Here is a 20,822-nt window from a genome sequence, read left to right on the forward strand (position 1 = left end):
AGTCAAGACGGCCTTAGCCGAGGGCCCAGCCTCCCGGCCGCTCCCCGATCCGGGGACGCTGGCGTGGGACCAGTCCATGGGCCGTGACTGCATCTGGTGCAAGAAGCCCCTTACCACCGGTGCGGTCAGCGTCGGGATCATCCGTGACCGGCTCGGGGCCCACGACCTCGATACCGAGGCGTGGGCCGGGCCGTGCTGCCAGGGGCGATAAACCAAACGTGTGTTCGTAGCGACGGCTAGTGTCATCCCCGGCATATGTGCGAGAGCATCGGCCCTTTGCCCGGAACTGCCGGTCAAGCCAGGTCAGGGGCACCAAACGCCCCGTCCGTCGAGCGAGGTGGAGCTCGTCCGGAGCATCGGGCGACGGCCTTTTACATTCGCGTAATTTCAACAAAGTGTTGACGTGGTGTTGTGGAGGGCGTTAGCTATCCGCAGCCCGACCGACGCGACGCGAAGAGACGCACAGCGAAAACAGCCACGGAGGCTCCCGTGACTTCGAGCTCCACACCGGGCCTCGCCCGGTTCAACACTCTGGCGGACGACGAAGCCGCCGCCGCGTTGCACGAGGTGTGTGCCAGTACGGCATGGGGGAGAGCGATCCTCTCCCGACGCCCGTACGCCACCGCACAAGCCCTTCTCCTTGCCGGTGACGCCGCCACGGCCGCGCTGACGCCGGAGGATCTGGCCGATGCGATGGCCGGTCACCCGCCGATCGGCCGCCCGAAGCCCGAAGACCCGACCTCCTCCCGCGAACAGCGGGGGATGGCGGACGCCACCGAGGAACTCAAGGCCGAGATGCTCGAACTGAACCTGGCCTACCAGGAGCGGTTCGGACATGTCTTCCTGATCTGTGCCACCGGAGCCACCGGTGAGCAGATGCGCGACGCGGTGAAGTCCCGGATCGGGAACTCGCCCGAGCAGGAGCGCGACATCGTGCGCACCGAACTCGGGAAGATCAACCGAATCCGGCTGACCCGTCTCGTGGAAGAGGACAAGGACTGATGAGCACCGAAACCACCGCATCGGTGTCCACGCACATCCTGGACACCAGCGTCGGACGCCCCGCCGAGGGCGTCGCCGTCTCGCTCGCGGCCCGCTCGGGCCCGGAAGCCGCCTGGGTGGCACTCGGCGGCTCCGTAACCGACGCGGACGGGCGGTGCAAGGACCTGCCGGCGCTGCCGGAAGGCACAACTCACGTACGACTCGACTTCGAGGTCGAGACGTACTTCTCCAAGAAGCAAGCCGAGGCGCAGCAGGACGCCCCCCGCGTAAGGGACAGCGGTGCGTTCTTCCCGGAGGTGGCGATCACTTTCGCCGTCTGGCCGGGCGAGCACTATCACGTACCGCTGCTGCTCAACCCGTTCGGCTACTCCGTTTACCGAGGGAGCTAGCACCGACATGACCGCCGATTCCCACCGCCCCCGCCCTGTGATCCTCGGCCAGAACCAGTACGGCAAGGCAGAGAACCGCGTCGTCAGGATCACGCGGGACGGCGACACCCACCACATCAAGGACCTGAACGTCTCCATCGCCCTCTCCGGCGACATGGACGATGTCCACTACTCCGGCTCCAACGCCCACGTCCTGCCGACCGACACCACCAAGAACACGGTGTACGCGTTCGCCAAGGAACACGGCATCGAGTCGGCCGAACAGTTCGGCATCCACCTCGCCCGCCACTTCGTGACGTCGCAGGAGCCGATCAGGACGGCCAGGATCCGGATCGAGGAGTACGCCTGGGAGCGCATCGCCGCCTCGGACGCCAACTCACAGTTCATCGGCGCCGACGAGGTCAACCACTCCTTCGTACGCAAGGGCCAGGAGACGCGCACCACCCAGATCACTTTCGACGGCGAGAAGTGGCAGATCATCTCGGGGCTCAAGGACCTCGTGGTGATGAACTCCACCAACTCCGAGTTCTGGGGCTACGTCAAGGACAAGTACACGACGCTCAAGGAGGCGTACGACCGCATCCTCGCGACCGAGGTGTCCGCCAAGTGGCGGTACAACTGGACCAGCGACGACACGCGGATGCCCAACTGGGAGAAGTCCTACGAGCAGACGCGCAGGCACATGCTCCAGGCCTTCGCCGAGACGTACTCCCTCTCCCTGCAGCAGACCCTGTACCAGATGGGTTCGCGCATCATCAACAGCCGCAGTGAGGTCGACGAGATCCGCTTCTCGCTGCCGAACAAGCATCACTTCCTGGTGGACCTGGAGCCGTTCGGGCTCAAGAACGATACCGATGACAGCGCTGTCTACTTCGCGGCGGACCGCCCGTACGGCCTGATCGAGGCCACCGTGCTGCGGGACGGCATCGAACCGCAGATCCCGGTCGACATGACCAACCTCTGACACGGCGCCGATCCGGTCCCCGCCCGCACACAGCCGGGCGGGGACCGGCCGGACCGGAGGGAACCCCCATGGCACAGCCTGCACTTGGGCCGGCAGAAGCAGAAGGCCCGTGTCCCACCCCACCTCGGCCCCCCGTCCACCCGGTGGACGAAAAGCTCCGTCCCTCGCGGCTCGTCCCCGCCGCGCTCCAGCACATCGCCGCCATGTACGCGGGCGTCGTCACCCCTCCACTCATCATCGGCCAGGCCGTCGGCCTCGACCCGGCGGGCATGACCCGGCTGATCGCGGCGAGCCTCCTGATCGCCGGCTGCGCCACCGTCCTGCAGACCCTCGGCGTCGGTGGCTTCGCCGGGAACCGGCTGCCGTTCGTCAACGCCGCCTCCTCCGCCGGAATCGCCCCGATGCTCGCCATCGCCGAGACCACCGCGCCGGGTCACCAACTCCCCGCGATCTACGGTGCGGTGATCGTCGCCGGAGTCTTCTGCCTGGCCGTCGGACCGTTCTTCGGCCGGCTGCTCCGCTTCTTCCCGCCGCTGGTCACCGGCGTCGTCATCACCCTCATCGGCGTCACCCTGATGCCCGTCCCGGTCTCCTGGGCGCAGGGCGGCGACAAGAACGCCGCTGACTTCGGCGCGATGAAGTACCTCGCGCTGGCCGCCTTCACGCTCGTCGTCATTCTGCTGATCCAGCGGTTCGGACGCGGTTTCCTCAAGCAAGTCGCCCTGCTGATGGGCATGTTGATCGGAACCCTGGCCGCTGTCCCGTTCGGACTCGCCGACTTCTCCGCGCTGAAGTCCGCCCCGGTCGCCGCCCTGCCCACCCCCTTCGCCTTCGGCGCCCCCGAGTTCCGGCCCGCCGCGATCCTCTCGCTCTGCATCGTCATGCTCGTCCTGATGACCGAGTCCTCCGCCGGAATGCTGGCCCTCGGCGAGATCTGCGGCCGGCGCACCGACGGCCGGACCATCACCCGAGGACTGCGCACCGACGGCATCGCCACCCTGCTCGGCCCGGTCTTCGGCGGCTTTCCGACGAGCGCCTTCGCGCAGAACGTCGGCGTGGTGTCACTGACAAAGGTGCGCAGCCGCTATGTCGTCGCGGCCGCAGGCGGTGCGCTGCTGGTCCTGGGCGCCTTCCCGGTGCTCGGCGCGGTCGTCTCCCTCGTGCCGATGCCCGTGCTCGGCGGCGCCGGCATCGTCCTGTTCGGCTCGATCGCAGTGAGCGGTATCCGTACGCTCTCCGAGGCCGGACTCGACGACAGCTCCAATATCATCCTGGTCGCCGTGGCGCTCGGCGCGGGCATCATCCCGCTCGCCGCGCCCGGCTTCTACGCACAATTCCCGTCCTGGGCCCAGACCGTCCTGGGCTCCGGCATCAGCGCCGGAGCGCTCGTCGCGGTCCTGCTCAATCTGTTCTTCCACCATCTCGGCACCCACAGCCGCCCGGCTGTGGCACTCAAATCCTCCTAGGGTCCTGCCGTGCCCACACCGCCGGAATAGAAGAGGAAGCACCATGGCAGCATCGGCAGCTCCTGAGCACGTGGAACGCATCGTCATCGAGAACTGTTCGATCGCGACCGTCGACGCCGACGACACCGAGTTCGCCTCGGGCCATGTCGTCGTCGCGGGAAATCGCATCGAATCCGTCGGCGCGGGCCGGGCACCAGAGGGCCTGGAGAACGTCGTACGCCGCATCGACGGCACCGGGCATCTGGTCACCCCCGGCCTGATCAACACGCACCACCACTTCTACCAGTGGATCACCCGCGGCCTCGCCACCGACCACAACCTGTTCGACTGGCTGGTCACGCTGTACCCGACGTGGGCGCGCATCGACGAGCCGATGGTCCGCGCCGCCGCACAGGGCTCGCTCGCCATGATGGCCCGCGGCGGCGTCACCACCGCCATGGACCACCACTACGTCTACCCGCAGGGGACCGGCGATCTGTCCGGCGCCATCATCGGGGCCGCCCGTGACATGGGCGTGCGGTTCACTCTCGCCCGCGGCTCCATGGACCGCAGCGTGAAGGACGGTGGGCTGCCGCCGGACTTCGCCGTGGAGACCCTCGACGGTGCGCTCGCCGGAACCGAGGCGACCGTCGACGCGCACCACGATGCCTCGTTCGACGCGATGACCCAGGTCGCCGTCGCACCCTGCTCCCCGTTCTCCATCTCCACCGAACTGCTGCGACAGGGCGCCGAGCTGGCCCGCCGCAAGGGGGTGCGCATGCACACCCACGGATCGGAGACCGTGGAGGAGGAGAAGTTCTGCCACGAGCTGTTCGGGATGGGCCCGACCGACTACTTCGAGTCGACCGGCTGGCTCGGCGACGACGTGTGGATGGCGCACTGCGTCCATATGAACGACTCCGACATCGCCGCCTTCGCCCGCACCGGAACGGGCGTGGCGCACTGCCCCTCGTCCAACGCCCGGCTTGCCGCGGGCATCGCCCGGGTGCCCGACATGCTCGCCGCGGGCGTCCCGGTCGGCCTCGGCGTCGACGGCACCGCCTCCAACGAGTCCGGCGAACTCCACACCGAACTGCGCAACGCCCTCCTCATCAACCGCCTCGGCGCCCACCGCGAAAAGGCCCTGAATGCCCGCCAGGCCCTGCGCCTGGGAACATACGGCGGCGCCCAGGTACTCGGCCGCGCCGACCAGATCGGCTCCCTGGAGCCCGGCAAGCTCGCCGACCTGGTGCTCTGGAAGCTGGACACCCTCGCCCACGCCTCCATCGCCGATCCCGTGACCGCACTCGTCTTCGGCGCCGCGGCCCCGGTCACCCTCTCCCTCGTCAACGGCAAGCCGGTCGTCGAGGGCAACCACCTGATCACCGCGGACGAGGACGCCATCGCCCGCGCCACCCGCGACGAGGCCCGCCGCCTCGCACGGATCGCCGCCGGAGCCTGACGCTCCGGGGCACCCCCCCCGATACCGGCCGGCCGAGGGGGACGGCCCTCGGCCGGCCGCCGTGGACCCGAGCGGGGTCCACGGCAACCGGTGCAGGGGGCGGGTACTTGCACGTACGCGCCCCCCGTACCGGAGAAGAAAGCTGCCCGCACCAGCTGCATGAACTGCCCCACCTGCACCAACGCACCACTTGCACCACCTCCCTGACACCCACGTCGCCGCAGACGTGTACCCGACCGGAGGAACCGCCGTGGCAGCTACGCCCAGGTTTCGCAACGACGCAGTCGCAGCACCCGATGCCGACCCCCACCTCGACCCCGCCCGCGATTCGGCCTCGGCGGACCGGAAACACCCGGTCGACGAAACACTTCCCCCGCTGAGGATGTTCACCAGCGGCCTCCAGCACGTGGCCGCGATGTACGCGGGCGTGGTGGCCCCGCCGATGATTCTGGGACCCGCCGTGGGCCTCACCCCCAAGGAGACCGCTTTCCTGATGGGGGCGAGCCTCTTCACCGCGGGCCTGGCCACCCTGCTCCAGACCCTCGGCTTCTGGCGCATCGGCGCCCGGCTGCCGTTCGTCAACGGTGTCTCGTTCGCCGGTGTGACGCCGATGGTGGCGATAGGAAAGGACCGCGGACACGACGGCATCGCCGTCATCTTCGGCGCGATCATCGTCGCCGGCCTGCTCGGCTTCCTGCTCGCCCCGTACTTCTGCAAGCTGGTCCGCTTCTTCCCGCCCGTCGTGACCGGCACCGTGATCACGCTGATCGGCGTCTCGCTGCTGCCGGTCGCCTTCAACTGGTCCCAGGGCGGCAATGCCACGGCCGACGACTACGGCTCGACGACCAACATCACCATGGCCGCGGTCACGCTGGTGATCGTCCTCGCCCTGCGCAAACTGCTGCGCGGCTTCCTCCAGCAGATCGCCATTCTGCTCGGACTGGTCGTCGGCACGCTGATCGCGATCCCGGTCGGTATCACCGACTTCGGCGCCATCAAGGACGCCGACCTGGTCGGCTTCCCGACGCCGTTCCACTTCGGGGCACCGCAGTTCGAGGTCGCCGCGATCGTATCCATGTGCATCGTGATGCTGGTCTGTATGACCGAGTCCACCGCGGACATGCTGGCTCTCGGCAGGATCGTCGACCGTCCGGCGGACGAGCGGACCATCGAGGGCGGCCTGCGCGCCGACACCCTGGGCAGCGCCATCAGTCCGCTCTTCAACGGCTTCATGTGCAGTGCCTTCGCCCAGAACATCGGTCTGGTCGCGATGACCAAGGTCCGCAGCCGCTTCGTGGTGGCCGCGGGCGGCGGCATCCTGATAGTGCTCGGGCTGGTCCCCGTGGCCGCATCCGTCATCGCGCTCGTCCCGCTGCCCGTCCTCGGCGGCGCGGGCATCGTGCTCTTCGGTTCGGTCGCCGCGAGCGGCATCCAGACACTGGCGACCGCCGCGTTGGAGAAGGGTGAGAACGCGCTGATCGTGGCAGCGGCCGTGGGCATCGGCCTGATCCCGATCGCCGCCCCCGACTTCTACCACGCGTTCCCGAAGGATGCGCTCGTCGTGCTCGACTCCGGGATCTCGACCGGATGCGTCGTGGCGATCGTGCTCAACCTGGCCTTCAACCACCTCGGCAGGAAGCCGCATCCGGATCCGTCGCCGCAGGAGCAGAGCCCGGCGGCCGCGGCTCCGGTGGCCGCCCACTGACCGAAGCCGGTTTCGGCCGGTACGTCGCTGTGGCGCGTACGGAGACCCCGACGGGTGTTGCCGTACGCGCCACAGCCGTGAACCTGGGTGTGCGTCAGCCGATGTGGTAGCTGTCGCCGTACACCTTCCAGTCGAGCGGCGGATCCAGGTTCAGATTGCCCTTCTTCAGGAAGACCCGCTGGGCGGTGTCCACCCGGCTCGTGTCCGAGTGGGCCTCCTCCTGCTGCATCGCCCAGACCCGGGCGTCCAGGAAGGCATTGAGATACGTGACCTCGTTGCCGCCCTGGGCCGGCGGCTTCGCCTTCGAGAGGGCCCGTTTGCGGATGGAGCTGAAGCTGGTGCTGTCGCCGCCGTCGCCGTGCATGACGATGGCGTCGTAGTACGCGAACTGGCCCAGCGTGCCGATGCCGTCGGCCTTGCCCTGGCTGACCGCCGGGTTGAAGTACACCCGGTCCCGCTCGTCGTTCTGCGCCTGCTTGAACGCCGAGTCGGACGCGGCGGTCGCCCAGTCCTTGGTGAAGTTCGGGTCGAGACCGCTGTGCGAATCGGTGCCGTCCACCTTCCGCAGCGCGGGGAGGTACTTCGCGAGGACGTTGCCCGGCTTGCGCTGGGTGTACAGCTCGACGAGGTCGAGCATGTCGCCGGTGCCGGAACAGAAGCCGATGATGCCCGCGGTGTAGCCGCGGCCGTCGTCGATGTCCTCGATGTACTTGTACTGGGCCTTCCAGTTGAGCGAGGAGTTCTCCGCGCTGGAGACCAGCTGCATGGCGATCTCCTTCTTCGCCGGATCGTCGAGCCCGGTCGCGGCGGCGGCATGCTGAAAGGCCGCCGTCTGCTGATGTACCGCCGGGTGTGTGGGGGCACCGGCGTAGGCCGTGACGGGTATCGCCGTGAGGGTCAAGCCGACCGCGATGACCGCGATGCGCACGGAGCGGGTGTTGCGACGTACGGTGCGCTTATGGGGAGCGTGCACCAGTCCTCCAAAGGGAGTTCGTCGTTGTGTCGGTCTGTTAGGAAGCTTTCCTATCAGAATGCGGTGGCCGCCGTACACCCCTTCGACACAAGGGAGTTGGGAGTGCGGCCCGGGACGCAGGAAGGCCCCGCACCGCGCGGAAGGCGCGATGCGGGGCCGAGGTGCGCCGGCCTCGGCAGTCGAGGCGGGCCGAGTGGATCCAGCCGCCCTTCAGCGGGGCGGACGCTTCCCGCGCCCGTCGATCACGGGTTCAACGGGCGTCGATCCGGTATCCGTCGCCGTACACCCGCCACCGCAGCGGTGTCTCCAGCCCGAATCTGCCCTCGCCCACGAACACCCGCTGGGCCGTCTCGATCCGGCTGGTGTCGGAGTGCGAGGGCTCCTTGCGGATCGCTGCGACACGGGCGTCGAGGAAGGCGTTCAGATAGGCCGCCTCGTCCCCGCCGCGCGCCGGTGGCGCAGCCGCGGCGATCGCCTCGCGGCGGATCGTACGGAAGCCGACCGTGCCGTCCGTGTCGCCGTACCCGTGCATCACGTAGGCGTCGTAGTAGATGAACTGCCCCAGGGCGCCGAGTCCGTCCGCCTCGGCCCGGGCGACCGCCGGGTCGAAGTACGACCGGTCGCGCTCGGTGTCCTGCGCCGACCGGAAGGCGGGGTCCACGGCCGCCTCGGCCCAGGCCTCGGTGAACGGGCGGCCGAGCCCGTCGTGCGCATCGCTGCCCCGTACGGCGCGCAGGGCAGGGAGGAACCGTTCCAGCGGATTGCCGGGACGCGCCGCCGCGTACCGCTCGACGACCTTCAGCATGTCGCCGGTGCCGGAACAGAAGCCGATGATGCCCGCGGTGTAGCCGCGGCCGTCGTCGATGTCCTCGATGTACTTGTACTGGGCCTTCCAGTCGAGCGAGGAGTTCTCCGCGCTGGAGACCAGCTGCATGGCGATCTCCTTCTTCGCCGGATCGTCGAGCCCGGCTTCCGGCCCGCGCTCGGCGGACCCCGCCGCCGAGCAGCCGGAGAGCACGGAGACGGCCATGACGACAGTGGCGACAGCGATGAGCAGCGGGCGGGGAGCGACGTTCACTCCTCAACCCTGCCAGGCCGCGGGGAGCCACGGGTGAAAGGCCTTGGCTCATTCGGCTGTAGCGTCATGGGTATGGAAGATCAGTCTGTTGTGGATGTCGGCGATGTACGGCTGGCGTATCGGACCTGGGGCGACCCCTTCGGCTCGCCCGTGGTCCTGCTGCACGGCCTCGGCGGCTCCGCCGCGAGCTGGGAGGCGGCCGGGAGTCTGCTCGGCGAACAGTGGCGGGTGTACGCCATCGACCTGCGCGGTCATGGCGAGAGCGACTGGCCGGACGAGTACTCCGTCGAGCTGATGCGGGACGACGTCCTCGGCTTTCTCGACGAGTGCGAGCTCGACCGGGTGGGCCTGGTCGGCCACTCGATGGGCGGTGTCGTCGCCCATCTGCTCGCCCAGGAGCACGCGGACCGGGTGGAGCGGCTGGTGCTGGTGGAGACCCCGCCGCCGTTCCCGAGCGAGCTGAAGCCGGCCGCCGAACCGGAGGGGCCGGTGGACTACGACTGGGCTGTCGTCGCTCCCATCGGGGCCGAGGTGGCCGACCCCGACCCCGAGTGGGCGGCCGGCCTCGGCGAGATCGTCGCGCCGACGCTGATGATCGCCGGCGGCCCGGAGTCGACCATGCCCCAGGGGCGCCTGCAGGACATGGCATCGCTGATCCCGGACTGCCGGCTGATCACGATCGGGGGCGGTCACCGGGTGCATGAGGTCCACCCCGACCAGGTCGCCCAGCAGATCACGGAGTTCTTCACCAGCTGAAGGGCGATCGGCTGCCGGCCCACGGCCCGGCCGGCAGCCTTGCCGTGTGCTGCCCTTCGGCTCCACACGCGGCCGGGCGTTGTCAGCGCCGGGTGCCATGATCCGCTCCATGGAACTCGCACTGTTCTTCGCCGATGTCGACGCCCAGCCGTGGGCCGAACTGCAGCATGCCTACGGAAGCGCCGCCGACGTGCCCGACTGCCTGCGGGCACTGGCCGGCGACGACGAGGATGCGGCGTCCGAGGCGATCTCGGAGCTGTACGGCAGCATCCTGCATCAGGGCTCGGTCTACGAGGCCACGGCCCGCGCCGTGCCGTACATCGCCCAGCTCGCCGGGGCCGGGTACCGCACGGAGGACCTGCTGGTACTGCTCGGCGGGATAGCGGAGGGCGGCGAGGACCACGGTGACACGGACGAAGCCGCCTGCCGGTCGGCCGTCGCCGGCCAACTGCCCCTGATTCTCGGGTCGGTCGCGGCCGAGGCGTCCGGGCTGCGGCGGGCCGCGGTGTGGGCCGCCGCGATGACGGGGGCGGCGGGCCAGGTGCTGCCGGTGCTCCGGCTGCGCCGGAAGGTGGAGACGGATCCCCTCGTCCGGGCCGAACTTCTCGGGGCCATGGCACATCTGGATCCGGCGGGAACGGCCGCTGCGGCAACCGAAGCCATGGGCACGGACGAGCCCCGCGAGGTGCGGATCGCGGCACTGCTGGCCTGTGTGGACGCCGGACTGCCGTGGAGCTCCGCGCACCACGAGGCGATGCTGTCCCTCCTCCCCGCACACGAGCTCGTCCGGGACCGGCTCGACCTGGAGCGCAACGAACCGCTGCAGTATGTCGTCGAAACACTGCTGCTGCGCGACACCGACAAGGACCGCGAGGCGGCGTACACCCTGCTCGATGCCGCACTGCGCAGTGCGGTGCCCGAAGCGCGTGCAGAGGCGTTGTGGGCGGCCGAGACCGCCTGTCAGCTTTCGCGCAGCGCGCCGGGACGGCTGGCCGCCCCCATGGAGGCGCTGGCCGCCGACCCGGCCTCCGTACCGGCGGCGTACTCGCTCCTCAAGAAGCTCGGCACACATGCCGTGGCTGTCGCTCCGGTGCTGGCCCGGCTCGCCGCAGGACCGGGTGATCCGGCGGACCGCGCCCTGGAGGCGCTCGTCGCCGTGGCCCCGGACCTGGCCGCGCCCCTGCTGGCCCGTGACCTGGGGCAGCGCCCGCGTGCGCTCGGTGCGGCGTGCGGCTTCCTGATCGGAGGGACGGCCGACACCTCGTTCCCGTACGACCCCGCACTGCTGGACGCGATCCGTACCCGCCTGGGCGCGGACGATCTGGACGGCAACGAGCCCATCCGGCTCACGGCCCTGCTCGGTGCCTGGGGGAGCCGGGCGTCCGCCGCCCTGCCCGAACTGCGGTCCGCGCTGCCGAGATTCCCGAAGGCGGTGCCGAAGGCACTGGCCGCAGTCTGCCCACCGGAACACCGCGCGGCGACGGCAGAACTCCTGACCACCGCGGCCCGCTTTGGACCGGAGGACGGCCGGCTCGCCGCGGCAACGGCCGTGCGCCGACTGACCGGGGAGAGCGGCCCCCTGCCGGAGGCGGTCGCCGCCCAGCTGGCCCGTGGGGGCCATGGTGTGCGCGAGGCCGCGGGACTTGCCGCCGAGCTGGGCCCCGAGGCGGCGGGGCTGGTGCCCGCTCTCCGGTCCGCGCTCAGCGCGCCCGAGGAGGACCGCAATGTCCCGCAGCTGGACAGCGACGTCGAGATCGCCGCAGCCCTGTGGCGGATCACCGGTGACGCGGAAGAGGCGGTTCTGGTGCTGGCCGGTGTGTTCGCCGAGGTCGAACCGGCGTGGATGCGCTGGACGTTCACCCGTGCCGCACGGGCGGCGGCCCGCATGGGCGCCGCGGCCCGGCCGCTGGTTCCCGCGCTGGAGGGCTTGCTGACGGACCGGCTGCAGACTCCGGCCGCCGTGCTCGCGCTGCACGCGATCGCACCCGAATCCCTCGACGGCCCCCGTCTGGCGGGTCTGGTCCTGGACTCCGCCGAGGAGGACGCCGACGCCGTGACCGCGCTGGAGGCGCTCGTCGCCCTCGGCCGCACCGCCCTCACCGAAGATCACCGCCGCCGCCTGACGGCTCTTGCCGAGCGGGACCTCAGGGTGACGGCCTCGGGCCTGGAATCGGGGATGGCTCCGGCCGACGAACGACTGCGCGAGCAGGCACGTGAGGCGGCGCGCATGCTGAGCTGACCCGGGGGCCGGGTCCGGCCCCCGGCCGTCCCGGCCCAGCGCCTCGGGCCGCCCCCTCTCGCCCCGGCCTCGACTGCCCGCCGCTCAGTCGCCCGGCCGCCAGTCCGGGCGGCGGCCGCTCATGGCGACGGCCCGGTCGACCAGCGGCGCGTCGCCCGGGACCGGAACCGGCGGACCGAAGATGTGCTCGGACCGGGGGACGGTGTCGCCGGGGGTCAGCATGGCCAGCGCGACGCGAAGGCTCGCCTCGTCCGCCTCGTACTTCTGGCCGGTCGACCGGGCCAGATCCCAGCCGTGGATCACCAGCTCGTCCAGCGCGATCACCGCGGCCACCTCGCCCGGCAGATCCACGCCGCCGGCCCTGGTCATCCCCTGCCGGGCAGCAGGATCGCGCCATGCCGCCACCAACTCGTCCAACAGCGGAGGCAGCGCTTCGCGCCAGCCGTCACGGAGGACCGGAAGTGCGGCGTCGGGGGCGGTGTCGGTCGTCGGTCCGAAGTCCTTGCGCGCCGCGTCGCGGAAGGCCGTGGTCAGCCCGACCACGTGGGCGAGCAGCTCCCGTACCGTGTAGTCGGGGCAGGGTGTCGGGCCGGCCAGCCGCTGTTCGTCGATACCGTCGAGCAGGCCGGCGATCTGCCGGGCCGCAGGCTCCAGATCGATCGTGGGAGTCGTGGGTGTCGTCTCCGTGTGCGTATCCATAAAGTGCAGACTGCTCCGGCGCCCGGAACTCATCGCTCATCGCACGACGCGTCCCCGGAGCACGATCCGGCTCGGGTGATCCAGCGCGGCAGGGTCCAGGGTCGGGTCGGTGGCGTACGCGACGACGTCGGCGGGTGCGCCGTCCACGAGCCCCGGCAGACCGAGCCAGGCCCTCGCCGTCCAGGAGGCCGCGCCCAGCGCTGCCTCGGCCGGCAGCCCGGCCCGTACCAGCCAGTCCATCTCGCCGGCGACCGTCCCGCACGGGAAGGAGTCCGTCCCCGCCAGCACCGTCACATCCGCCTCGTGGGCCGCGCGCACATTGCCGAGCATGGTGTCCCAGCCGGCCAGCCAGAGATCACGCCGCACGCCCGGCTCCCGCGCCCGCATCTCCTCCACCCTCGCGCCGAAGACGCTCAGTGTCGGGACGAACGCCGTTCCCTGCGCGGCCATCCGGTCCAGCAGCGCCGGGTCCAGATGCATACCGTGCTCCAGACTGTCGGCGCCCGCCAGTACGGCATTTCGCGTGCCCTCGGCGGTCTGGCAGTGCACCGCCACCTTGCCGCCGGCCGCGTGCACCGCCTCCACCACCGAGGTCAACAGCGGGAGCGGTACGGCGGGTTCGTCGGCGCGCCAGTCACCGATGACCTTGCACCACCCGGACGACGCGGACGCCTCCTCCACGGCCGCGCGCACCAACTCGGCCTCGCTCACATCCCGTCCGAACCCGGGGAAGAACCGGCCGGGCGTGGCCAGCCACCGTCCCGCCGATGTCACGCGCGGCAACTCAGGATCCTTGTCCACCCACGCGGGCATCCGCTGCGAGGTGCCAGGGGTGCGCACGGCGAGCACTCCGGCATCCCGGTGCTCACCCAACTGCCTGCGCAGCAGCTCCTCGTCGAAGGGGGCGCCCGGCTCCAGTGCCCCGGGATGCGTGTGTACGTCGACGAGTCCGGGCAGCAGCCAGCCGCCGTCGACGATCGTCTCCGCGTCCCGGCCCGCGAGCCCGCCCGGCGGCCCGCCGGCGCGCAGTACCTCGCCGTCGATCCAGAACTCGCGCTCCTCGCGCTCCGGCAGCACAACCCCGCGTATGCACAGCATCAGCCGACCGTACGTCACATCCGGGACCCCGCCGAAGGACCGCTGTGTACACCGGCACCGCCGGCAAACCACTGGTGTACACCCGCACCCCGCCGACGGACCACCGACGCACGATCGTCTGCGCACACCGGCACATTGCGGAACGTTCCGCTCCACCCTCTTGTCGGCGACCCTCACACCATGCGATACAGGTCTGGACCATTGCCGCCGAATGGAAGGCACGACCGTGCAACGCCCCCACGCAACCGCCGCGTCGGCCTGCTCCGCCGCCCTGCTCCTCGCCGCGCTCACCGCCTGCGGCTCCACCCCGCAGGCGGACACCCGGAAACCCACGACACCGGGCCATGTGACAGCACAGGCCAGCAGCGCCACCTCCGTGCACGTCATGTGGGAGCCGGCCTCCGACAACGAGGCGGTCACCGGCTACGAGGTCTACCGCAAGGGCAAGAAGGTCAAATCCGTCCCGGCGGCCAAGGTGATGATCGACGTCGACGGACTGACCGCCTCGACCGTCTACGCCTTCACCGTCCGCGCCCGCGACGCCGCCGGGAACCTCTCCGCGCCGAGCGCCGCCGCAAACGTCACCACACCCGCCCCGACCCCAGCCGACCACGAGCCGCCGACCCGCCCGGTGAAACTGCGCGGAACGGCGGACGGCAGCCGAGCGGCAGACCTCTCCTGGGGCGGATCGACGGACGACGTCGGCGTCACCTCGTACGACATCTACCAGGAGGACTCCCGGATCCACAGCGTGCCCGGCACACAGACCACGGCGCATCTGACCGGACTGCGCCCCGGCACCGTCTACACCTTCACCGTCCGCGCCCGCGACGCCGCCGACACCTCCTCGCCGGACAGCGACGCCCTCGATCTCACCACCGCGTCCGCCCCGGGCGCACCGGCCGGTACCGCCCCCGGCGACCTGCGGATCACCAACCGCGTCCAGGGCAAGGAGTACGTCATCGACCTGAACTGGAAGCAGCCCGAGACGGGCGGCGAGATCCCGGCGTACCAGCTCTTCATGGACGGCCGGCTGACCACCACGATCGTGTGGGGCTCCACCCCGCCCGCAGGCCGGGCGAGTTACCGGCTCACCGTCAGCGACCCGCGGGGTACCCGCTATTCGATGAAGATCCGCGCCAGGCTGCCTGACGGGAAGTGGGGGGACTTCTCCGCTCAGCGCACGGTCGTCCTCGGCGACTGAGCCCAAGCACGGTCCGTCGTTCCCGGGGCCGGTGCGGTGGGTGACATGACGTCCCGGCCGGCCTCAGGAGGTGACGCGCACGGTCTCCACCCACCTCGGGGGCTGCGGGGCGTCCGGGCCGATGAGTGCCGCGACGAGCCGGCACGAGGGGGCCTCGTCCGGCCAGGGCGTACAGCCGTCGGTGAGGACGACGACGATGTTCGGGCGGTCCCGGGCCGCGAGGGCTGCGGTGATGCCCACCCGCATGTCGGTGCCGCCGCCCCCGCTCAGCGTGATCTGCTCGGTGGCCGTCACCCGGGACACGCTCTGCACATCGGCGTCGCAGGCCAGCACGGTGACGCGGTTGCCCCGGATGCCCACCTCCCGCAGCACTCCGGTGACCTCCGCCAGCGCCGAGGCCAGCTCGTCATCACCCATCGACCCCGAGGTGTCGATGACGACGGCGACACGGGGCAACGGCCGGCGCAGGCTCGGCAGGACGACGCCGCGGAGCGCCGCGCCGCGGCGGGAGGGGCGGCGGTAGGTGTAGTCGATCGCCCCGGCGGCCCACGCGGCGGCCTCCCGCACCGCGCCCGCGAGCGCCTGCCGCCAGTCGACCGTGGGCTCCAGGACCTGGTCCGCCCAGCGCGCCCAGCCCGCGGGGAGGCTGCCCCGGCTGCGCCGGTGAGCGCGCATGGCCTCCGCGGTGTGGCGCCGCAGCGCATCCGCCTCGACCGGGCCGAGACGTGCCGGCCCGTCGGCCCCGGTCAGTTCCCAGGGCACCGGTTGTCCATGGGCGCCCGACCCGCAGTTGTGCGTGGGAGGGCCCGGCGGCAGACCGGGGAGATACGCCTCGAAGAGCTGCCCGTTCGGCAGGCCGAAGAGCCGCGGCTCCATCCGGCCGGCCGGCAGAGGCAGCCCGTCGGCGATGAGGTCGTCGTTGATCTCGCAGTCCTGGGCGACATTGACGCGGTTCGGGTCACGCTGGTCGGCGGCGGGCAGCCGCTCCGCCCGCCCGTGGTGGTCGCGCAGCAGATGCGCCACCTCGTGCACCCACACCGCCGCGAGCTCCGCCACCGGTGTCGCATCGACGAAGGCGGGCGACACATAGCAGCGCCAGTGCCGGTCCACGCCCATCGTCGGCACCCCGGCGCTCGCCACCACCGACAGGGCATACAGCGCCGAGGCCAGATAGGGCCGGTCGGTCGCCGCCCGGTAGCGGGCGGCGAGCAGCTTCGTCCTGTCCAACTGGGGCCGCCCCGGGGCGGATTCCGGTTCCGGCACCGACGTGCCCGCCTCAGCCGCTCTGCGGCAGGGCGCCGGACAGCTGCAGCACTTCCACGAAGGCGTCGATGCCCTCCGGCACCGGCCAGTCGGTGTCCCGCATCGCGGCCAGGTCCACCGCCGCCCTGGCCGCCACATCGGGCACACCCGCGTCCACGGCCTTCGCCAGCACCGCCCAGCCCGCCTCCCAGCGGCGCCGGGTGAGATCGCCCTGGACGGCCGCGACGACCGCGATGAGGAAGGCCAGCTGCCGGTCGCCGCGCTCGGGCAGGGCGAACGCGTCGGGGTCCGCCAGTACGCGGTCGGGGTCGGGCAGATCGAGATTCTCCAGATAGGACAGCAGCTCGATGCCCGCACCGTCCCCCACGGCCCCGGTCAGCGCGGCGGCCACCGCCTCCCGCCCGGCGCCCGTCGCGTACCCGGTGGCGAGCAGCCGAAGCGCCATGTCCCAGGTCCGCGGGGACGGCCAGGCCCGGCCCCGGCTCTCCGCATCGGCCGGAATGTGATGGACGAGGCCCGGGCGCGCGGTCAGGAAGCCGGAGACCGCGCCTCGGGCCCGCGCCGCCGAGCCCGCAGCCCTGGCGGCGTCGACGACCGGGACCGCGACCTCGGGCCACGTACCGGCCATGCCCCGTGCGACGGTGCGCGGATCATGCGTCCACTGGAGGTGCACGAAACGGTTGGCGAGCGGTGGGCTGAGATGCCAGCCGTCCGCCGCACTCGACGGAGGATTCGCCGCCGCCACGATGCGTACGGACTCCGGCAACGTCAGGCTGCCCACCCGCCGTTCGAGAACGACGCGCAGCAGTGCCGCCTGCACGGCCGGGGGAGCGGACGACAACTCGTCGAAGAACAACAGCCCCTGTCCCGTGCGCGCGAGCCGGACCGCCCAGTCCGGCGGGGCCATCGGCACCCCGGTCACGGCCGGATCGTCACCGACGATGGGCAGACCGGCGAAGTCGGAGGGTTCGTGCACACTGGCGATGACCGTTTCCAGCCCGAGGCCGAGCCCGGCGGCGAGCTGCTCCATCCCGGCCGACTTGCCGATGCCCGGCTCGCCCCAGAGCAGCACCGGCTGATTGGCCGTCACCGCCAGTGCCAGTGCCTCCAGTTGAGGATTGGTGGCGGCTTCGGTGCGCGAGGTCCGCAGCCTGCGATTGAGATCGTCGGCGGCGTCCAGGGGCCCGCGAGTGGTGCCCGCGGAGGAAACCGCGTGTGACGCCCCGGGGGCGCCGTGCACGGCGACGCCCACCCTCTGCCCGGTGCTCGCCATCTGTCGCGCGGCCGTCCGTCCTGCGGTGCTCACCGCGTCTCCCGCCACCGCTCGTCCTCCGGTACTCACTCGTCCTCGTCCTCTTCGTCCGCGTCGTCCCTCTCTTCCTCCCACTCCTCCCACGACTCGGACCCGATGCCCGGATGTTCCTTCTCCACCCGTTCCTTGAGGAAGTCGAGGTCCGTCCGCCGGTACTTGCTGATCAGCTGGGCCAGCGAGAGCTCCATCTGATCGAGCACGTCGATCCGTGCTCCGGCCTCGATCAGCGCCTTCACGAGGTCCGGCGAACCGCCGCCGTCGACCGCCGCGCAGAGCGGAGTGCGGTCCAGGTGATCCTGCGCCTCCAGATCGAGACCGGCAGCCAGGAGCCGGGGCAGCAGGAGCTCGTGGTCGAGCAGATGCAGCACATGGAGCAGGCTGCGCCGTCCGCCGTCCCGCACCCGGAGGTCGACCCCCGCGTCCAGCAGTTCCAGAACCCCCGGGGTGTCCCCGTGCTGGACGCGCAGAAAGAGCTCCCGGCGCTGCGCCTGCAGGGACTTGGGCAGCCGTCCCGTGCCGGACACGCACGCGTGCTCCACGGCGAAGCAGCCGGTGATCGCGCCGCCGAAGGCGCGCAGGGCGTTCTCGCGCTGTCGTTCCTGCGGGCTGTGCGGGGAATCGAGCCGCCCGTCGCGGAAGACGACCTCGTGCCATTCGCCGCGGCACCTGACCCGCACCGGTGCGGGAGGCGTCGGCCCCGGCGGGCCGGCCGCCGGGCCGAGGCCGGTGAAGAGGGCCCCGGCGACGAGCGGGTGCAACTGCCCGGCAGACACCCCACCGGCCCGCAGCAGATCGAGGTCCGGCAGCCGGCGCCAGGCCGCCTCGGGCACGAAGGCCGCGTCGTCGGCCTCCCGTTGCCCGGCGATCCTCATCCGCAGCGGACCGCGGTCCGTGAACTCCAGCAGGATGTTGGCCCGCCAGTCCCCACCGATCTGGAAGCGCTCCGCCGGGCTGTGCTCAGCGAACCGCCGGACCGCCGCCCCCACGTGGGGAACGTCGAGCGCCAGCCCGGCCACGATCGATTCGGGAGTCGCCCGGTACCACGCAGGCATCTGCGGTGGTGTCGGATCCCACTCGATTCCCGCCGCCGCCAGGGACTCGGCCACCTGGCCGTTCTGGTGCAGCAGCGTCAGCCACTCGGCGCGGGCCACCGGATCCCCGGGGCCCGGGTCCGCGGTGGGCAGTTCATCGGCGGTGCGCGGTGTGCCGTCGGCGTGGAGGAACGGCGGCCGGTCCGCGCCGCCGGCCCGTACGCCCAGTTCGCCGGTACGGCGCGCGTCCCACAGATACCGGGCGGTGCGCCAGTCCTCGATACCCGAACGGAACACGCCGGGCGCCGACCGGCGCCCCTTCCCGGCCGTTCCGAACCGGAGGGCGATCCGCTGCGGTCCGTCGACCATCGGGAGCGTACGGAGGTACAGGTACGGCGACGTCGATCCCGGCCCGTCCGGCATACGGCCGTAGCCCGCCAGGATCACGATCTGGTCGGTGGCGAGCGTCGAACGGCCGCCGAGAATGCGCGGCAGATGCCAGCGCACCAGGTCGGGGACGAGATGACGGAGATCGGCCCCGAGCGCTCCGGCCACGTCCGGACCGTACCGTTCGGACACCTGGGCAAGGTCGAACTTCACGTCGAACCGGGCCGCCGCGCAGGCGCCCTGCCAGTCGCCGGCCGCCCGCCGCTCGGCCGACTCCTCGATCATCCACCGGGGCACCGCGTACCGGCGGACCTGACGTCGGCTCGCCATCTCGTCCGGCGCGAAGTACCCGGCGGCCGTGTCCGGGTTCACCGGTAGACGCTCCTCACCGCGCGCAGGTCCGCATGGGTCCCGCCGTCCGGGCGCAGCCGCGTCGCGAAGGACCGCTTCACCTTGCGCGGCAGGCCCGGCCCCAACCCCACGTACTCCAGACGCGAGTCGGCGTCGACGGCCGCGAGGAGGGTCTTCGCGCCCCGCCCGGTGAGACCGGTGTGGCACAGCTCCAGCCGCCGCAGCGGGCTGCCGCGCAACGCTCCGGCGAGCGCATGGGCTCCGATGTCACCGGTGACATTGGACCGGGCCCCGAGACTGCGCTCCGAGGGCGGCCGCCCCAGGTCGAGCGCCTCGATCCCGTCGAGGGCATCGGCCAGGGCGCGCGCACCGGCGGGCCCGATCCCGTTTCCGCCGAGACCGAGCCGGACCGGACGGGCGGGGTCGGCCGCGGCCGCCAGCACGGCGGCCCCTTCGTCACCGAGGTGGTTGGCCGGAAGGTACAGCTCCCGTACCCCGGCGTCGCGGATGAGCGCGGCCAGTAGCGGAGCCGCCTCGGCGCCGAGTCCGTTGCCTCCGAGGAACAGCCGCTCGACCGGCCGGGACCGCTGACTCAGTACGGTGAGCAGCGCCGCGAGGCCGTCGGCCGTGAGCCCGGTGTTCACCAGGTCGAGGGTGCGCAGAACGGTGTTGCGGCGCAGCATCGGAACGAGCGCCCGGACACCGGCGTCACCCACAGGATTGCGCTTCAGCCACAACGCCCTGACGGTTTCGTCCTCGCTCAGCGCACCGGCGAGCGCGGTGACCCCGTCGGCCCCGATGCGATTGCAGCCGAGGTAGACCGTCCGCAGCCCGTGGCCGCCCCGGCCGAGCGCGTCGGCGACGGCCCGCGCCCCTTCGTCGCCCAGCGAGTTGGTGCCGAGCAGCACATGCGCGGCGTGCGGGGAGCGGGCGACCGCGGGCATCACCCGGACCGCGCCCGCCGCACCGAGCCCCTGCTTGCAGAGATCGACCCGGCCGTCCACCCGCAGCGTGCCGAGCGGAAACGTCTCGTCGGCCTCGACGGGATGTGCCGACTCCAGCCGCTCCAGCAGCGGGTCCAGCAGGGCCGCGTCGGCGAGCGGTATGTCCGGGTGCTCGATCGCGGGACAGCGCACGGGCATCGGCTGCAACATCACTACTCCCCAGGTCCCCCGTCGGCACCCGGCCGGGAGAGGGCGACCGCGTTCTCCCGGCCGCTCGGGACGAACCGAGGCCATCGACTCTCCTCCACGAAAAAGGCGGCAAGACCGGTCGGATTCGAACCGACGTCCTCCAGCTCGCTGCTAGGGCGCGACGACCTCTGCGCTACAGCCTTGCCGCGCGTGATCCTAGCCGTATCGATGCCGAATTCGCACACCAGTGCCTCCACTTGATCGCCCGAGGCCCGACTTCACCTCCGACCGGGGCGAAGTCGCCGGTCCCTGGGAGGCCGACTCGCAAATG

17 protein-coding genes and 1 tRNA gene are annotated in these 20,822 nt (G+C 71.3%); 9 read left to right on the forward strand and 9 right to left on the reverse strand.

Going from position 1 to position 20,822, the window contains the following annotated elements; translation table 11 throughout:
* Positions 1-489 precede the first annotated feature (489 nt).
* The 6 genes from uraD (at position 490) to ACFVYE_RS04405 (ending at position 6,967) form a co-directional block, all read left to right on the forward strand.
* Positions 490-1,002, forward strand: a complete 513-nt coding sequence (uraD, locus tag ACFVYE_RS04380) for a 2-oxo-4-hydroxy-4-carboxy-5-ureidoimidazoline decarboxylase (RefSeq protein WP_383974959.1) — start codon at positions 490-492, stop codon at positions 1,000-1,002.
* Positions 1,002-1,391, forward strand: coding sequence for a hydroxyisourate hydrolase (gene uraH, locus ACFVYE_RS04385; protein WP_383974956.1), 390 nt, complete (start codon positions 1,002-1,004; stop codon positions 1,389-1,391). The genes uraD and uraH overlap by 1 nt, the downstream gene beginning before the upstream one ends.
* 7 nt (positions 1,392-1,398) lie before the next feature.
* Positions 1,399-2,355: a factor-independent urate hydroxylase gene (pucL, locus tag ACFVYE_RS04390; RefSeq protein ID WP_383974953.1), complete on the forward strand. Its 957-nt coding sequence runs from the start codon at positions 1,399-1,401 to the stop codon at positions 2,353-2,355.
* Between the two features lie 68 nt (positions 2,356-2,423).
* A complete protein-coding gene (locus tag ACFVYE_RS04395) occupies positions 2,424-3,821 on the forward strand; it encodes a nucleobase:cation symporter-2 family protein (protein WP_383974950.1) in 1,398 nt (465 codons plus the stop codon).
* Positions 3,822-3,864: 43 nt separating this feature from the next.
* Complete coding sequence (locus ACFVYE_RS04400; RefSeq protein ID WP_389604005.1) at positions 3,865-5,262, forward strand: 8-oxoguanine deaminase; 1,398 nt, start codon at positions 3,865-3,867, stop codon at positions 5,260-5,262.
* Between the two features lie 250 nt (positions 5,263-5,512).
* On the forward strand, positions 5,513-6,967 hold the full coding sequence (locus tag ACFVYE_RS04405; protein WP_389604007.1) for a nucleobase:cation symporter-2 family protein: 1,455 nt from the start codon (positions 5,513-5,515) through the stop codon (positions 6,965-6,967).
* Between the two features lie 94 nt (positions 6,968-7,061).
* Here the strand turns inward: ACFVYE_RS04405 and ACFVYE_RS04410 are convergent, their stop codons facing one another.
* Both ACFVYE_RS04410 and ACFVYE_RS04415 read right to left on the reverse strand, forming a co-directional pair.
* Positions 7,062-7,940 (reverse strand): chitosanase, encoded by an 879-nt coding sequence (locus ACFVYE_RS04410; RefSeq protein ID WP_383974409.1) that lies wholly within the window; start codon positions 7,938-7,940, stop codon positions 7,062-7,064.
* A gap of 250 nt (positions 7,941-8,190) precedes the next feature.
* A complete protein-coding gene (locus tag ACFVYE_RS04415; protein ID WP_389604144.1) occupies positions 8,191-8,970 on the reverse strand; it encodes a chitosanase in 780 nt (259 codons plus the stop codon).
* Between the two features lie 120 nt (positions 8,971-9,090).
* Between ACFVYE_RS04415 and ACFVYE_RS04420 the strand changes: the two genes are divergently transcribed.
* Together ACFVYE_RS04420 and ACFVYE_RS04425 are read left to right on the forward strand one after the other, a co-directional pair.
* Positions 9,091-9,774: an alpha/beta fold hydrolase gene (locus ACFVYE_RS04420; RefSeq protein WP_383974412.1), complete on the forward strand. Its 684-nt coding sequence runs from the start codon at positions 9,091-9,093 to the stop codon at positions 9,772-9,774.
* A 109-nt stretch (positions 9,775-9,883) separates the two neighbouring features.
* On the forward strand, positions 9,884-12,013 hold the full coding sequence (locus tag ACFVYE_RS04425; RefSeq protein WP_389604009.1) for a hypothetical protein: 2,130 nt from the start codon (positions 9,884-9,886) through the stop codon (positions 12,011-12,013).
* 84 nt (positions 12,014-12,097) lie between these two features.
* Here ACFVYE_RS04425 and ACFVYE_RS04430 read toward each other — a convergent pair whose 3' ends face one another.
* On the reverse strand, positions 12,098-12,712 hold the full coding sequence (locus ACFVYE_RS04430; RefSeq protein WP_389604011.1) for a TIGR03086 family metal-binding protein: 615 nt from the start codon (positions 12,710-12,712) through the stop codon (positions 12,098-12,100).
* 36 nt (positions 12,713-12,748) lie between these two features.
* Entirely contained in the window at positions 12,749-13,810 is a 1,062-nt protein-coding gene (locus ACFVYE_RS04435) for an amidohydrolase family protein (RefSeq protein ID WP_383974419.1), read from the reverse strand.
* A 211-nt stretch (positions 13,811-14,021) separates the two neighbouring features.
* Here ACFVYE_RS04435 and ACFVYE_RS04440 point away from each other — a divergent pair, with 211 nt between their 5' ends.
* Positions 14,022-15,014 carry a fibronectin type III domain-containing protein gene (locus tag ACFVYE_RS04440; protein WP_383974422.1) on the forward strand — a complete coding sequence of 331 codons (993 nt, stop codon included), beginning with the start codon at positions 14,022-14,024 and terminating at the stop codon, positions 15,012-15,014.
* 63 nt (positions 15,015-15,077) lie between these two features.
* Here the strand turns inward: ACFVYE_RS04440 and ACFVYE_RS04445 are convergent, their stop codons facing one another.
* From ACFVYE_RS04445 to ACFVYE_RS04465, 5 genes are all read right to left on the reverse strand, one after another.
* Positions 15,078-16,277: a VWA-like domain-containing protein gene (locus tag ACFVYE_RS04445; protein WP_383974425.1), complete on the reverse strand. Its 1,200-nt coding sequence runs from the start codon at positions 16,275-16,277 to the stop codon at positions 15,078-15,080.
* Positions 16,278-16,290: 13 nt separating this feature from the next.
* Positions 16,291-17,583, reverse strand: coding sequence for a sigma 54-interacting transcriptional regulator (locus ACFVYE_RS04450; protein WP_389604014.1), 1,293 nt, complete (start codon positions 17,581-17,583; stop codon positions 16,291-16,293).
* A 32-nt stretch (positions 17,584-17,615) separates the two neighbouring features.
* On the reverse strand, positions 17,616-19,379 hold the full coding sequence (locus tag ACFVYE_RS04455) for an ankyrin repeat domain-containing protein (protein WP_389604016.1): 1,764 nt from the start codon (positions 19,377-19,379) through the stop codon (positions 17,616-17,618).
* A complete protein-coding gene (locus ACFVYE_RS04460; protein WP_389604018.1) occupies positions 19,376-20,512 on the reverse strand; it encodes a gala protein in 1,137 nt (378 codons plus the stop codon). Before ACFVYE_RS04460 ends, ACFVYE_RS04455 begins: the two co-directional genes overlap by 4 nt.
* A 109-nt stretch (positions 20,513-20,621) precedes the next feature.
* Positions 20,622-20,694 (reverse strand) — tRNA-Arg (locus ACFVYE_RS04465).
* Positions 20,695-20,822 lie beyond the last annotated feature (128 nt).

It is taken from the genome of Streptomyces sp. NPDC058239, from assembly GCF_042882185.1.
GTDB lineage: Bacteria > Actinomycetota > Actinomycetes > Streptomycetales > Streptomycetaceae > Streptomyces.

Bases quoted from the DNA above. Each gene is read 5' to 3' on its own strand.
- uraH (WP_383974956.1), top strand. From the start codon at position 1,002: ATGAGCACCGAAACCACCGCATCGGTGTCCACGCACATCCTGGACACC.
- pucL (WP_383974953.1), top strand. From the start codon at position 1,399: ATGACCGCCGATTCCCACCGCCCCCGCCCTGTGATCCTCGGCCAGAAC.
- ACFVYE_RS04395 (WP_383974950.1), top strand. From the start codon at position 2,424: ATGGCACAGCCTGCACTTGGGCCGGCAGAAGCAGAAGGCCCGTGTCCC.
- ACFVYE_RS04400 (WP_389604005.1), top strand. From the start codon at position 3,865: ATGGCAGCATCGGCAGCTCCTGAGCACGTGGAACGCATCGTCATCGAG.
- ACFVYE_RS04415 (WP_389604144.1), bottom strand. From the start codon at position 8,970: ATGGCCGTCTCCGTGCTCTCCGGCTGCTCGGCGGCGGGGTCCGCCGAG.
- ACFVYE_RS04420 (WP_383974412.1), top strand. From the start codon at position 9,091: ATGGAAGATCAGTCTGTTGTGGATGTCGGCGATGTACGGCTGGCGTAT.
- ACFVYE_RS04425 (WP_389604009.1), top strand. From the start codon at position 9,884: ATGGAACTCGCACTGTTCTTCGCCGATGTCGACGCCCAGCCGTGGGCC.
- ACFVYE_RS04430 (WP_389604011.1), bottom strand. From the start codon at position 12,712: ATGGATACGCACACGGAGACGACACCCACGACTCCCACGATCGATCTG.
- ACFVYE_RS04435 (WP_383974419.1), bottom strand. From the start codon at position 13,810: ATGCTGTGCATACGCGGGGTTGTGCTGCCGGAGCGCGAGGAGCGCGAG.
- ACFVYE_RS04440 (WP_383974422.1), top strand. From the start codon at position 14,022: ATGGAAGGCACGACCGTGCAACGCCCCCACGCAACCGCCGCGTCGGCC.
- ACFVYE_RS04460 (WP_389604018.1), bottom strand. From the start codon at position 20,512: ATGTTGCAGCCGATGCCCGTGCGCTGTCCCGCGATCGAGCACCCGGAC.